Origin of the sequence: Kouleothrix sp., assembly GCF_046328425.1 — a bacterium.
Classification (GTDB): domain Bacteria; phylum Chloroflexota; class Chloroflexia; order Chloroflexales; family Roseiflexaceae; genus Kouleothrix.
This window is the reverse complement of record NZ_JAXLWP010000013.1, coordinates 12,366-26,686: the sequence shown is the minus strand read 5'-3', so window position 1 is coordinate 26,686 and position 14,321 is coordinate 12,366. Positions and strand designations below refer to the sequence as shown.

At 66.8% G+C, this 14,321-nt stretch carries 10 protein-coding genes; 4 read left to right on the top strand and 6 right to left on the bottom strand.

The annotated features are described in order from the left end of the window. Nucleotides 1-20 precede the first annotated feature (20 nt). On the bottom strand, nt 21-686 hold the full coding sequence (locus tag U0177_RS13365; RefSeq protein WP_409571134.1) for a deoxynucleoside kinase: 666 nt from the start codon (nt 684-686) through the stop codon (nt 21-23). 359 nt (nt 687-1,045) lie between these two features. Here U0177_RS13365 and U0177_RS13360 point away from each other — a divergent pair, with 359 nt between their 5' ends. The 4 genes from U0177_RS13360 to U0177_RS13345 all read left to right on the top strand — a co-directional run bounded on the left by U0177_RS13360 (nt 1,046) and on the right by U0177_RS13345 (nt 8,750). Then, the gene (locus U0177_RS13360) at nt 1,046-2,233 is read left to right on the top strand and encodes a GAF domain-containing protein (protein ID WP_409571133.1); all 1,188 of its coding nucleotides are present in this window, start codon (nt 1,046-1,048) and stop codon (nt 2,231-2,233) included. A 48-nt stretch (nt 2,234-2,281) separates the two neighbouring features. After that, nucleotides 2,282-4,426: a GAF domain-containing protein gene (locus U0177_RS13355; RefSeq protein WP_409571132.1), complete on the top strand. Its 2,145-nt coding sequence runs from the start codon at nt 2,282-2,284 to the stop codon at nt 4,424-4,426. A 183-nt stretch (nt 4,427-4,609) separates the two neighbouring features. Further along, complete coding sequence (locus tag U0177_RS13350) at nt 4,610-7,294, top strand: ATP-binding protein (protein ID WP_409571131.1); 2,685 nt, start codon at nt 4,610-4,612, stop codon at nt 7,292-7,294. A 76-nt stretch (nt 7,295-7,370) separates the two neighbouring features. Further along, nucleotides 7,371-8,750, top strand: a complete 1,380-nt coding sequence (locus U0177_RS13345) for a hypothetical protein (RefSeq protein ID WP_409571130.1) — start codon at nt 7,371-7,373, stop codon at nt 8,748-8,750. 9 nt (nt 8,751-8,759) lie between these two features. Here the strand turns inward: U0177_RS13345 and U0177_RS13340 are convergent, their stop codons facing one another. The 5 genes from U0177_RS13340 to coaBC all read right to left on the bottom strand — a co-directional run bounded on the left by U0177_RS13340 (nt 8,760) and on the right by coaBC (nt 14,312). Then, on the bottom strand, nt 8,760-9,524 hold the full coding sequence (locus tag U0177_RS13340; RefSeq protein ID WP_409571129.1) for a prepilin peptidase: 765 nt from the start codon (nt 9,522-9,524) through the stop codon (nt 8,760-8,762). A 165-nt stretch (nt 9,525-9,689) separates the two neighbouring features. Further along, nucleotides 9,690-10,544, bottom strand: a complete 855-nt coding sequence (gene aroE, locus U0177_RS13335; protein ID WP_409571128.1) for a shikimate dehydrogenase — start codon at nt 10,542-10,544, stop codon at nt 9,690-9,692. Between the two features lie 4 nt (nt 10,545-10,548). Next, nucleotides 10,549-11,649 carry an endolytic transglycosylase MltG gene (mltG, locus tag U0177_RS13330; RefSeq protein WP_409571127.1) on the bottom strand — a complete coding sequence of 367 codons (1,101 nt, stop codon included), beginning with the start codon at nt 11,647-11,649 and terminating at the stop codon, nt 10,549-10,551. Nucleotides 11,650-11,930: 281 nt separating this feature from the next. After that, nucleotides 11,931-13,091, bottom strand: coding sequence for a HEAT repeat domain-containing protein (locus U0177_RS13325; RefSeq protein WP_409571126.1), 1,161 nt, complete (start codon nt 13,089-13,091; stop codon nt 11,931-11,933). Nucleotides 13,092-13,103: 12 nt separating this feature from the next. After that, on the bottom strand, nt 13,104-14,312 hold the full coding sequence (coaBC, locus tag U0177_RS13320) for a bifunctional phosphopantothenoylcysteine decarboxylase/phosphopantothenate--cysteine ligase CoaBC (RefSeq protein ID WP_409571125.1): 1,209 nt from the start codon (nt 14,310-14,312) through the stop codon (nt 13,104-13,106). Nucleotides 14,313-14,321: the final 9 nt, after the last annotated feature.

Genomic DNA, 14,321 nt, shown 5'->3' with positions numbered 1-14,321 from the left:
CACGTGATCGGCTGGATATGCTACGCCAGCATGCGCTCCTGCACCATCCCGCGTATCCCGGCGGCCTGGCTGATGATCTCGACCACCTCGCGCCGCGCTTCGACTTCGTGTGCAAAATCGAGCTGGTCGGTCTCGATCGTCAGCACCGGGCATAGCTCGAAGCGGCGCAGCCACTCCTCGTAGCGCCGGTTCAGCTGCGCCAGATACTCGGCCGGGATGGCGCGCTCGTAGGGCCGCGAGCGCCCGTTGATACGCTGCAACAGCGTCGGCACGCTGGCATGCAGGTACACCAGCAGCGTCGGCGGGGTCAGGCTGCGCACGAGCGACTGGAACAGCCGGCGGTAGGTGCGGAAATCGCGGTGAGAAAAGATCCCCTGCTCGAGCAGCCCCTTCACAAACACCTCGTAGTCCTCGTAGATGCTGCGATCTTGGCATACCGAGGTCGGCGTGTCGCTGATCTCGAGGTGCTGCTCGTAGCGCTGCGATAAGAACCAGATCTGTGAGTGAAAGCCCCAGCGCTCACGATCGGCGTAGTAGTCGTCCAGGTACGGATGATCCGCTACCAGCTCGTAGTACGGCTGCCACCCAAATTCCTCGGCCAGAATCGCGACCAGCGTGCTTTTACCCACTCCAATATTCCCAGCGATGCTGACATGCTGGCGGCGGGCTGGGCGCAGATGATCCACGAGCGCTCTCTCTTTCCGCCGGATCAGCGCGATACGGCGGGCTCAGGCTGGCGATCCGAGCGGCCATTATACTACCTTGCCCCGCCGCGCTTGCGGGGGCACGAGTTGTGCGCCCACGCCACAAAGAAACTTCAGGGCGGCCTCGCCACCCCCGAACCCCCACGTACAGCGAATGAACAGCCGGATCTCGCATCGCTCGGTCGTGAACCAAGGCAGCTCGCGGCAATCTGTCATCAAACTGTAGCCCGGCCACAGTAGCGCCCACTTCCAGCATCGCATATAATAGGCCCTGATATGCCAGGGCCACCTGTTCCCAGCAGGCTGGCCGCGCGTGCCCAGCTTCGACTGTGGAGGAACTGTTGCCAACGTCGCAGACGAGCCAAAGCCGCACTCAGACGGTCGCGCTCGCCAACGGGGGCGTATCGGCCGATACCATGACGGCGCTGCATCAGTTCGCCCTCGACCTGAGCGCGCGCCGCGATCTGAACGACCTGCTTGCCCACGCCATCCTCGCAGCCGCCCAGCTTACCGCATCGCCACACGCCACGCTCTTGCTGCTCGACCCGGCCGGCGAGCGGATCTGCTACCGCGTGGCGCTCGACAACGGCAACCTCGCGCCGCTCGACCTGGTGGCCCGCCCGATGATGCAGCGCGGCCTGGCCGGCTGGGTGGTGCGCGAGCGCCGCGCGGCGCTGGTGCGCGATACCAACCACGACGCGCGCTGGCTGCCGGCCCCGGGCCTGGGCGATCTGCGCTCCGCGATCGTGGCGCCGATCGTGCACGGCGACGCCGTGCTGGGGATCATGACGCTCGGCCACGAGGCGCCGTACCACTACCACGCCGATCACCTGAACCTGCTCGAGCTGCTGTGCGCGCCGATCGCGCTGGCGATCGAGCTGGCGCGCCTGGCCGAGGCCAGCGAAGCAGCACCGGCGGCCGGGTTTGCCCCGCCCGCGCGCCTGCACGCCCCGCCGGCCGAATATGATGCGGTAGCACTGGCGGCCCAGCTGCGCGGGCTGTGCGCTGCGGCGGCCCGGCACGCCCCTGCCGGGTTTGACGATCTGATCGCGCCATTCTTCCAGGCCGCCGCCGCGATCGTCCAGCGCCACGGTGGCACGCTCGCCACGCTCGACGGCGATACGCTGCTGGCGGTGTTTCATTCGCGCGCCGAGCGCATGCTTGGCGCCGCCAGTGCGGCGCGCGAGCTACACGAAGCCACGCAGCGGCTGCGCACAGCCTGGCACCTGCGCTTTGGCCTCGCCACCGGCGCGCTCGATATCGGCATTGCCAGCGGGCCGATCACAATCGGCGCACTGGCGATCGGCCAACCGGCGACGCACGCGTTCGGCGGCGCGATCGAGCTGGCGCGCCGCCTCAGCGGCCTGGCCCGCGGCGAGATCTTGATCTCCGAGCAGGTCGCCGCCGCGCTTGGCAGCGCGCCCGGCCTGGCAGCCGAAGCTCAGCCGCCGCTGACACTGCGCGATGGAGTGTGCCAGCCGATCTTTCGGCTGCGCGCGCACCCGCCGACCGAGCAGGCCCGCGCATAGCCGCCCGCCCATCGTCTCCGGCCCGATACACGACTGGGAGAGAGCACCTTGAACGAACCATCTACCGCCGAGATACGCATTGATGCGCTGACAAGGATCACCGAGGCGATCGAGACCGCCGCGACACTCGACGAGCTCTTGCTGCTGGCGCTGCGCGAGCTGTCGCTGCTGTTCGACCTGCCGCGCGGCGGTGTGGCGCTGCTCAACGACGACGGCAGCGCCGGCCAGGTTGTGCGCGAGTACCCGCCGCAGGCCGACCCGGCAATGCCACTGCAGCCCGCCGACCTGGCGTTGATGCACGGCGCGGTCAGCCGGCGCCAGCCGATCCAGGTCCACGACGACGAGCACGCCGACCAGTCGCCGCGCGCGCTCGAGCTGCTGCGCTCGTACGGCCTGCGCGCCGCGCTGCTCATGCCGCTGATCGCCCAGGATCACGCGATTGGCATGCTGGCGCTCGGCGCCACCGAGCCGCGCCAGTTCGCCGTCGACGAGATCGCGCTGGTGCGAACGCTCGCCAGCCAGCTCGCCGCGGCGATCTCGGCCTTCCGGATCTACGACGAAGCGCAGCGGCGCAACCAGGAGCTGAGCACGCTCAACGAGATCGCCTCGACAATCACCTCGACGCTCGACACCAGCGAGGTGTATCGGCTGGTGGTGCAGCGCCTGAATGCGTACTTCAACGTGGAGGCCGGCTCGCTGCTGCTGGTGGAAGAGAGCAGCGGCGACCTGCGCTTTGTGATGACGATCGAGGGCGGCGAGGCGAAGCTTGCCGGCGTGAAAGTACCCATGGGCCAGGGCGTGGTCGGCGCGGTGGCCACCGGCCGCCAGTGGGAGATCGTGCCCGACGCCCAGAGCGACCCGCGCTTCTACCGCAAGATCAGCGAAGACCTGGGCTTTGTCACCAAGTCGATCCTGTGCGTGCCCATGATTGCCAAGGGCCGGGTAATCGGCGTGATCGAGCTGCTGAACAAGCTCGACGGCCAGTTCACGCCCGACGAAGCCGAGCGATTGATGCGCATGGCCGCGTTTATCGGCGTGGCGATCGAGAACGCGCGCCTGTTCCAGCAGGTGGCGAGCGGCCGCGACCGGCTGGCGGCCATCCTCAACTCCACCGCCGACGGCATCCTGATGACCGATATGCACGGCAGCGTCCTTACGGCCAACCCCATGGCCGCCGAGCTGTTCGGCGCGAGCGAGCAGCAGCTCACCGGCCGCCCGCTCGACGAGCTGCTGCGCTCGCTGCACAGCCGCGCGCGCGAGGTCAACACCCGGTCGCGCGGCGACAGCAATGGCGATGCCGAGACGCCCGTGCACGTGAGCGATATCGAGCTTGGCGGCACGCACCACCGCTTCATCCGCCACCTGAGCATGCCGGTGCGCGACGCCGACGGCGCGGTGTACGGCCAGCTCGCCGTGTTGCGCGATATCACCCAGGAGCGCGAGCTCGAGCAGATCCGCGACGACTGGACGAGCATGCTGGTGCACGACCTGCGCGCGCCGCTGACGTCGATCATGAATGGCGTGATGATGGTGAAGCGCGGCATTGGCGGGCCTGTCACCGAAGCCCAGAACGAGCTGCTCGAGATCGCCCACCAGGGCAGCCAGGCCATGCTCGAGCTGGTGAACAACCTGCTCGACATCTCGAAGATGGAGCAGGGCCGCATGACCATCGACCTTGAGCCGGTGGCGCCCTACACGATCATCGACCAGGCGCTCGACCGGCTACGCGTATCGGCGCGCAGCAAAAACGTCGATCTGGCAACCTGCATGGCGCTCAACCTGCCGCTGATCGACGCCGACGACGATAAGATCGTGCGCGTGCTGCAGAACCTGATCGACAACGCCATTAAGTTCTCATCCTCGAGCACCAGCGTCACCGTGGGCGCGCACGCCTACGGCGCCGACCACCTGCTGCCCACCGACACGCCGCTGCATCCGCCATTCGCCGACGGCGAGTGGATCGTCTTCTGGGTGCAAGACCGCGGCATGGGCATCCCGGCAGCCTACCACGAGCGTATCTTCGAGAAATTTGGCCAGGTGCGCGGCCGCAAGGTGCGCGGCACCGGCCTTGGCCTGACTTTCTGCAAGCTCGCCGTCGAGGCCCACCACGGCCGGATCTGGCTCGAGAGCGAGGAGGGCGTGGGGAGCGTGTTTGCCTTTGCGCTACCGCGTACCCATACCGACGAGCGCTGATATTGAAATACTTTACAGTTTTGTCATAATTCGGGTGGCTTGATTCGCGTCATCGGTTCGTATATAATGTGGCTACCCTCTGGTTACCTACTAATGTGTGTAAAACTATCGCATGTCTGAGGTAGTTTGTTGATAGGCCGCCTGCTACAGTTGATCCGCTCGCATATCCGCTACAAGATCATCATGCCATACCTGGCACTGACGATCTTCGTGATGCTGGCTGGCGCGGCGATTGTTCTGTTTCTGGTGGCAGCCAACGCCCAGGACGTTCTCACGAACCAGCTGGCGAACAACGCGCGGATCGTCAGCGCGACGCTGGTCGAGCGCGAGCAGAACCATATCAACTTCCTGCGCCAGGCCGCTTTCGCCGGCGGCAGTGCCGAGAACGCCACACCGTCGGTGGCGGCGGCGCTGGCCAGCGGCAGCACCGATACGGTGTCGCGCACGCTCAAGGTGTTCTACCTCAGCGGCATCAGCAACCCGACGCTCGACATCGACCGGCTGATCGCCTTCGACCGCAACGGCCAGTCGCTGATCGACTGGCAGCGCGTGAAGGACGACCCGCTCGAAGAGCCGTACCGCAACGCCAGCACCGACCTGACGCCCATCCGCGATGTCAAGCGCATCATCAGCAACACGCTGGTCGACGGCGCCGACAAATTCTCGGGCCTGATCCAGTTCGGCAACGACCCGCAGCCGCATTTCTATACCGTGGTGCCGGTGAAGCAGGGAAGCACCGTGGTAGGCGGCCTGATGATCTCGATCAAGATCGACCGGCTGCTGACCGCGCTGCAGCGCAACACTCAGGTGCCGATCACCACGTTCTACAACCTGAAGGGCGAGGCGCTGGGCACAACATTCATCCCGCGCGCCGACCTCGCCAGCCTGAACCTGCGCCCCGAGGTCATCGGCGCGCTGGCAAACAACAACGCGCAGTCGGTGATCAATACCGAAAACAAGCCCAACACGCCTTCGTACTTCCCCAGCACCATTCAGCAGCGCGATTACCAGATCGCCTATAGCCCGCTCTACATCCAGAACAAGCTCACCGGCTACTTCTCGGTCGGCCTGCCGACCGACTTTCAGGTCAACTCGATCCGCATTAACCGCACGGCGATCAGCCTGATCGCGGTAGCGCTAGCGCTCGGCTCGATCGTGCTGGGCTACTACATCGCGCGCAATATCACTCGCCCGCTTTCGGCGCTCGTCGATACCGCCGACGCGGTGACCGCCGGCAATTTTGCCCAGCAGAACATGCCGCAGTCGGACGACGAGATCGGCAGGCTGGCCCAGGCGTTCAACCAGATGACCGGCCACCTGCTGCACCTGTACCGCACCAGCCGCGACCTGAGCACCGCGATCGAGATCGAGCCGGTGCTCGACGCGACACAGCGCGCGGTGGCCGAGTTTGTGCCGGGCACCGAGGTGCTCGCGCTGATCGACGACCGCGGCATCTGGCGCTACCGGCTGCGCAGCGCCGCAGCCGCGCCCGTGCTGGCACTGCGCAACCTGCGCGTCGCCCCCGGCGACCCGCTGATCCGCGACTTGGCGCGCGGCCTGCTGCCGCACCTGCTCGACTCGTCGAGCGAGCCGCGGCTCGACGCGCTTGGCCTCGGCGACGTGGCGGGCTTCCACAGCCTGATGCTCACCCCGCTGGTGGTGCAGGATGTCGTGGCCGGCGTGCTGATCTTCGGCCATGCCGCGCCGGGCGCGTTTGAGGGCGTCAACGCGCCAACGCTCTCGGCTACCGCGAACATGGCCGCCAGCGTGCTGTATAACGCCATTCTGTTCGACCGCGTCCACGACGAGGCCAGCGAGCGCGAGGCCATTCTCAAGTCGATCGCCGATGGCGTGGTGGTGTGCGACCAGCAGCGCAATATCATGCTGGTGAACCGCACCGCCGAGCAGATGCTGAACCTGCGCGATTGGCATATTGTGCGCCGCAACTGGAACGACATACCGCTCGTGCCGGCGCCGGCCGCCAAAGATATGTTCGGCAACGACGTGGCAAACCTCAACCACTACGAGCTTGGCGACCGGGTGATGAGCATCAATAGCGCGCCGGTCATCGGCGAAAACAACGAAAGCCTCGGCGAGGTGATCGTCCTGCACGACCTTTCGGCCGAGGCCGCCGTCGACCGCGCCAAGACGCGCTTTATCGAGCGCGTGTCGCACGAGCTGCGCACGCCGCTCACGCCGATCTGCGGCAGCGCCGACCTGCTGCTGCGCGGCTACCTGGGCGAGCTGAACGCCGATCAGCGCGACTACCTCGAGGTCATTCGCATGCGCTCCGAGCAGATGCGCGACCTGGTGAATAACTTCGTGATGATCGCCAGCATCGAGGCGAATACGCTGATCACCGAGCCCGAGCCGCAGGATGTGTGGGTGGCGATCGAAAGCGCCCTGGCGCCAATGCGCAGCGCGTTCCTGAAAAAAGGCATCGACATTCACCTCGACTTGCCCGACACGCTGCCGCCGGTGCACGCCGACCGCCAGCAGCTGCAGATCGTGCTTACGCAGCTGCTCGATAACGCCCGCCGCTATACCATGAAAGGCAGCGTGACAGTGCGCGCGCGCCATGTCCACGACACAGTGCAGATCGACATCGTCGACACCGGGCCGGGTATTTCAAGCGAAGAGTTCACCCAGCTCTTCACGCGCTTCCATCGGGTCGAGGGTAATAATTCGCCCGAGCGCGGCGGCGGGCTGGGCCTTGCCATCACCCGCCAGCTCGTCGAGCGCCAGGGCGGGCGAGTGTGGGCCGCCAGCACCCCCGGCCAGGGCAGCACGTTCAGCATTGCACTACTGGTAGCGAATGAGCACGCAGACGTCGTTGCCGAACCAAACAAAACCGAACAATCAGCGTGACCCGCTGCGCTGGCTGATACCAGCGGCGTTGCTGCTGTTGTTTCTGGCAATTTGCTGCGTTGGGCAGGTTGTCATTGTGCTCCTGTCGCCGCGCGACCAGGCTTCGAACCTGAACTTGCTCTCCAAAAAGCTCGCCGATTACCGCCCCTGGCTGATAAACCTGCAGCTGCCGCCGATCGCGCCCGAGGCCGCCGCAGCCGAGGCCGCCGATCGCGCAACCGCCGCCGCGCTCGCGACGACCAGCCCCACGCCGCAGGCCGCTGCGGCTATTCCCACCGAAGATGTGATCGTGATCGCCCAGCCCGAAAATGCGCCGACAGTCACACCCGGCGTGGTTGTGCTCATACCCGAGCCTACCGTCACACCACGCCCGACGATCAGCGGCCCGACCGATACGCCAGTGCTCGGCACAGTTCCGCCCGATACGGCGGTTCCAGTGCTCGACACGGCCACACCTACCAGCCAGCCAGTGCAATCCAGCACCAGCACGCCAACCAGCACACCGCCGCCGCCTACGCTGGTGCAGCCGAGCAGCACGGCCACAGCGGCCACAACACCCACCAATACGCCCGCGCCGGCCACTAGCACGCCGCGCCCGGCGACCGATACGCCGCGCCCGCCCACCAGCACGCCGGTGCCGCCAACCAGCACACCCGCGCCGCCGACCGACACGCCCGCGCCGCCGACCGACACGCCCGCGCCGCCGACCGACACGCCGCGCCCGCCCACCAGCACGCCGCGCCCGCCCACCAGCACGCCGACGATCACTAACACGCCGTCGGATACGCCAACACGCACCAATACGCCGACGCCGAGCATTACGCGCACGCCGAGCATTACGCCGACGCCGAGTAGTACGCTCACACCTACGAGCACGCCGACGCCGAGCAATACGCTCACGCCCACGAACACCAACACGCCGACGGCATCGCCGACGAGCACCAACACGCCAACCAGCACCGATACGCCGACCAGCACGGCGACCGATACGCCGACCAGCACGGCGACCAGCACGCCCACGCCCACGAATGTGCCAGGATGCGGCGCGCAGGCGGGCATCTTCAAGATGGGCAAGCGCACCCTAACGCCAAGCGTGGTAGCAGGGCAGCCGGCGACATACGAGATCTGCATCTTTAATCGCAGCGGCGCTCCGCAGACAATCAGCTTCGCCACCGACAGCTTCCCGCAGCAGTGGAGCTACCTCAGCTGTAGCTCATCGGATCCGGGCAACATCCAATGCACCAGCGATGGCCAACCAAACGGCGGCACGGTCAGCTGGGGGCCAAGCGGCGGCGGGCAGTACATACTGGCCGACGGCGCGGACCTGGCATTGACGGTGACGGGAAGCTACAGCGCTGCCGGCTCGTGGTGCAATGCGCCGGCCAACTACACGCTCAACTTGGCTGGCGGCGGCACACTCAAGGGCACGGATACAGCGTGTGTGGTGGTGAACTAGCCGCTCGTGCTAGTTCAGGCCCCAGGCCACGAGGTAGGCCAGCGCGCCCAGGCACAGAAACGAGCCGTAGGATATATACTGCGGCACGTTTGGCCGGCCGGCGGCGCGCAACGCCAGCAGCGCCAGCGAAAACAGCCCGGCCAGCACCATGCCATAGAAGATCGCCGGCATCAGGCGCAGCAGGCCCAGCGCCGCGCCAATAAAGATCGCCAGGTAGACATCGCCTAGGCCAAATGGGACGGCCGTGCTGGGGAATAGCAGCCGCGCCAGCGCGAAGAAGATCGCAAACACAAACCCGGCCAGCAGCGCGCCAAGCAGGGCATTCAGAAAGCTGTGGTGCGGGATCGCAAATGATACTGCCAGCGTCGCCAGCGCCGCTCCCAGGATCACAAAGGTGTAGATCGAGCGGTGCAGCCAGTCGATCGCCCCGGTGAGCACCAGCACCAGCGCCACAAACGCCAGGTAGAAGAACGACGTGGTTAGCCCGTAGCGCAGGTGGAACAGCACCAGCGCTGCGGCGACAAGCAGCTCGTTCAGCGGGAAGATCCAGTGCAGCGGCCGCCCGCAGCAGCGCCCACGCCCACCCTGCGCCAGCCAGCCGATCAGCGGCAGCTGCTGCCACCACGCCAGCGCGCGGCCGCAGCGGGTGCAGTGCGCCGGCCCACCCAGCCCGCGCTCGCGCGGGAGCCGAGCCACCACCCTATTCACCAGCGCACCGAGCGCCAGGCCAGCGACGCCGACCGCGATATTCGTGAGGATACTCGTAAGATCCATAGCGCTTCTCATACCAAATTAGGCTGAACACTTGCTGTACGGAGGGTTCGGTGGCGGCTTCGCCGCCACCGACTTTCTTTGTGATGCCCTGCCCGGCGAAGCCGGGCAGGGCATCACAAAAGAAAGTGATCAAACGAAGGAGGGCCATAGCCCCGCGCACTCCCCTCAAACAGGCTCTCCGGCGAGCATAGCCGCGCGCATAGCATCAAGCGGCGCTGGTAGCCCCGTCCAGCGCTCAAACGCAAGCGCGGCCTGGCGCACGAGCATGCCCGCGCCGTCGAGGGTGCGCGCCCCGCGCGCCGCCGCGTCGCGCAGCAGCCGGGTCGGGCGATAGACCATATCGAAAACCAGCGCGGTAGCGGGTATCAGCTCGGCGGCGAGCGGGCTCTCGGCGTCGTGCCAGCCCAGCGAGGTCGCATTGACGATCAGGCCGGCCTCGGCCAGTGCGGCGGGCAGGTCGGCGTCGTCGGGCGCCATGGCGAACAGCAGCGGATCGGCGTCGGCGGCGGCCAGCACATCGCCGAGCAGCTGCTCGGCCTTCTCGAGCGTGCGGTTCACCACCACCAGCCGCCGGATTCCCGCCCCCACCAGCGCAACCGCCGCCGCGCGCGCGGCCCCGCTGGCCCCCAGAATCAGCGCGGCGCCGCCTGCCGGGTCGTAGCCCGCATCTTCGCGCAGCGTCGCCAGGCAGGCCGGCGCGTCGGTGTTGGCGCCAACAAGCGCGCCATCGGCCGCGTGGACGATCGTATTGACTGCGCCGATCGCCGCCGCCGCCGGCTCAAGCCGGTCCAGCAGGTCGATCACGGCGATTTTATGTGGCAGCGTCACATTCGCGCCCAGCACGTGCGCGGCGCGCAGGCTGGCCACGCGCGCGGGCAGTTCGGCGGCGGCAGTGGGCCACAGCTCGTAGTGCGCGTGCAGCCCTAGCCGCGCGAAGGCGGCATTATGCAGCCTGGGCGAGCGGCTGTGCGCCACTGGGTCGCCGATCAGGCCAGCCAGCTTAAGCGTATCGTCGGTCATCGTCTCAGGGCTTGGGGCAGGCCAGGTACTCCTGCTCGTAGCGGTTGAACTCGTCGAATGTCGTGGCGAACTTGTGCGTACCGGGCTTCTCGCACGAGGCCACGAAGTACAGGTAGTTGGCCGACTCGTCGGGCTGTGCCGCGGCGCGCAGCGCGTCGAGGCCAGGCGTGCTGATCGGGCCGGGCGGCAAGCCGCCGTTGGCGCGCGTATTATAGGAAAAACCAGGCGTATTCGCGCCGACATTATTAATCTCGTCGGCGGCCATTGTGTCGATCTTGGGCCACCAGTTGCCCTTCTGGCCCAGCAGGTACTGCACCGTTGGGTCGGAGCCAAGCTTGCCGCCGCCGAACTCGCCCTGGTTCTCGGGCTTCAGGCGGTTCCAAAACACTGCGGCGATCAGCGGCATTTCGCTTTTTTCGGTAGCCTCGCGCTGCACAAGCGACGCCATGGTGACGATCTTATGCACATCGGTTTCAGGCACGCGCACGGCGGTTTCGAATGTCTGGTACTGCTCGTCGAAGCGGCCGAGCATGGTCTCGATCACATCGGTAACAGTGGCGGTGCTGGCCAGGCGGTAGGTGTCGGGAAACAGGTAGCCCTCGAGCGAGGCGCCGGCAGGCAGGCTGCTCAGGCGGAAATGGGTATTTTTAAAGGCGGCGCCGTTGCGCGCCAGCGCAAGGAATTCCGACTCGGTGACATTTGGGAGCCCGGCGCCGCCAAGCTTTTCGGCGATCTCTTCGAGGCGCAGGCCCTCGATAATCGTCACCTGCACCTCTTCGATCTTGATACCAGTCTGCAGCGCGGCCATGATCTGGCCCATGGTCATATTCGGGCGCAGCATGTAGTGGCCAGCGCGCAGCTTGCCATCAAAGCCTTGGGCACGCACCAGGTAGGTGAACAGCTGCGGCAGGCGGATCAGCCCTTCGCCCCGCAGCTTTGTCGCAATCGTGCTGGTCGAGTCGCCAGCGTCGACCACAAATTCAACTGGTGTAGCGTCATCGCTCACCGGGCTGCGTACCTCGCGCAGCACCAGCGAGCCAAGGCAGGCAATCATCAACGCGACGAGCGCCACCCCAAGAAACAGGGCGCGCAATGGCTTAGCCAACGAGAACCTCCACTATATTACAGGACTTACGCGGTCGCCTGCGATATCGGCCTGTTCTGCCTGCGGCAGCGCTGAGATGTTGGCGCTTTGCGCCAAAATCTCAGCACCATAGATGAAAAGTACCACTCTGCCGAAGGCAAAAACGCGCGCCGCGTAAGTCCTATATATTACACGAGTTATGCGGTCGCCCGCGTCGTTGACTGATTCTGCCTGCGGCAGCGCGGAAAACCGCACGCAATGCTGCCGAAGGCTGAGGGCGCCAACAGCGTAAGTTCTCTATATCACGGCGTCGGCGTCGGCGAGCTGGCCGGCGTGCCGCCCGAAAAATCGGCCGGCGTGTCGTCGACCGGAACCGTGCCGCCTGGCTGCGATAGCAGCGAGCGATTGACCCAGCCTTCGCCATTCGCGCTATTGATCTTCGACGACGCGGCGTAGCGCGTGCCCAGCCGGATACGGTACCACTGGCCGTCGGCGGTGCTGGCCAGAAACACGATCTCATCGCCCTCGCTGATCCGGCCAATCACCGCGCCGTTAGCGACTTCGGGCAGCGCACGAACATTCGCCGCGGCGCGCACCGTGCCTACCAGCTGGGCCAGCGGAGTAGCCGTAGGCTCCGGCGTCGCGCTTACGCCCGGCGTCGGCTGGAGCGAAGCGGTATCGGGGCGGGCAGTTGGTGCCGGCACTGCGAGCACGCTTGGGTCGACAACCTCGAAGCCGACCTGCCTGAGCTGTGTGCGCAGGTCGCCAATCACCTTCCAAGCGACGATCAGCGCCACCAGCATCAGCACGCAGGCTACCGCAGTCTTGATCAAGTCGGCGCCGCGCAGCAGCATGTTCTGGCTCTGCATGTGGTTCAGCGCGCTCCGGGCCGCGCCCGCCACCGGCTCGCCCCAGCTGGTTTTGCCGCGGTCTTCGCGCGCAACCCGCCGCAGCTCAAGCAGCGCGCGCGCATCGCCCACCACTGCCAGGGCGCGCACCGCGCTCCAGCGCACATTGCTGTTCGGGTGGTGCAGCGCTTCGAGCAGCGGCCCGGCCGCGCGGCCATCGCCGATCTGGCCGAGCGCCTCGGCGGCGCGGTAGGCCACCAGCCAGGGCCGGTTTGGGCTCAGCGCCTCGTTGAGCGCGGGAACAGCGGCTGGCCCAAGCGCCACAAGGTCGTCGACGGCGCCCTGGTGCAGTGGGTTGGCGGTATCGCCAAGCGCCGCAATCAGCGTAGCAACGCGCTCGCGCGCAGCCTGCTGAGCCGCGCGGGCTTCGGCACGGCGCGAGTGCGGCGGTGTCGATATGCCTTTGCCAAGCGGCCGGGTAGTAGCGGGGGCGCCAACCACCACCTGGCCCACCTGTGTATCGTCGGTGGCGCCAGCGCGCTCGGCGGCGGGCGGGTACTGCCCCGGCCCGGTGCCATTGGCCGGCGTATCGGCGCGTGTATCCTGATCTTCCATGTGTTCCCTGAGCTATGTTGGCGCCAGCCGCGCGGGCCAGCGCCGAATAATCGCTTCCAGTATCGCCGCCGCCGCCTGCTCTTTGGGCTGGCGCGGCAGCCGCTGCGCGCCTTGCGCGTCGAACAGCGTCACCTCGATATCGTCGTGGCCGATGCTGGCAACCGCCTCGTTGGCGATGATCATGTCCAGCCCCTTGCGCTCGAGCTTCGACAGCGCATAGGCCGCCAGGTCGTGTGTCTCGGCGGCAAAGCCAACCTTCACGAGGTCGCGCCGGGCCGCCAGGCCAGCGAGAATGTCGGGGTTACGCACCAGCCGCAGCAGCATCTCGTCGTCGTCGCCCTTTTTAATCTTGCGCTCGGCGCGCTCGGCCGGGCGAAAATCGGCCACCGCCGCATTCATGATCAGGAGATCGGCGCCCTCCACCGCAGCATACACGGCATCGCGCATCTGCAACGCCGTCTCGACGCGCACCAGATCGACGGCGGGCGGCGGCGGCAACGCGGCCGGCCCGGCCACCAGCGTCACCTGCGCGCCGCCATCGCGCGCGGCGCCGGCCAGCGCAAAGCCCATGCGCCCCGAGGCGCGGTTGCCGATAAAGCGCACCGGGTCGATCGGCTCGTGGGTGCCGCCGGCGCTCACCACAACGCGCCGCCCACGCAGCGGGCCACCGGCGCGGCCAAGCAGAGCGCGCGCGTGGCCCTCGATCACCGCCGGCTCGGGCATGCGCCCCAGGCCCACCTGCGGCTCAGCCATGCGGCCAAAGCCAGGCTCTAGCACGGCCACGCCACGCTGGCGCAGCGTGGCAATATTCGCCTGCGTGGCTGGGTTGGCGTACATTTGCGGGTTCATGGCCGGGGCACACAGCACCGGCGCGCTGGTGGCCAACACCGTCGTCGTCAGCAGATCGTCGCTCAGGCCGGCGGCAATTCGCGCGATCGTATTTGCGGTAGCAGGCGCCAGCACCACCAGATCGGCGCGGCGGCCCAGCGCCACGTGGCCCACCACGCCATCTTCGGGCAGCGCCCACATATCGGCGAGCACCGGCCGCCCGGTGAGCGCCTGAAACGTCGGCGCGCCCACAAACCGTTGCGCCGCCTCGGTCATGATCACATCGACTAGGGCGCCGCCAAGACTCAGGCTGCGCGCTAGCTCAGCCGCTTTATATGCCGCGATGCTGCCGCTCACACCCAGAATAATCTGCTTGTTGGCGATTACATTCATTGATTTGCA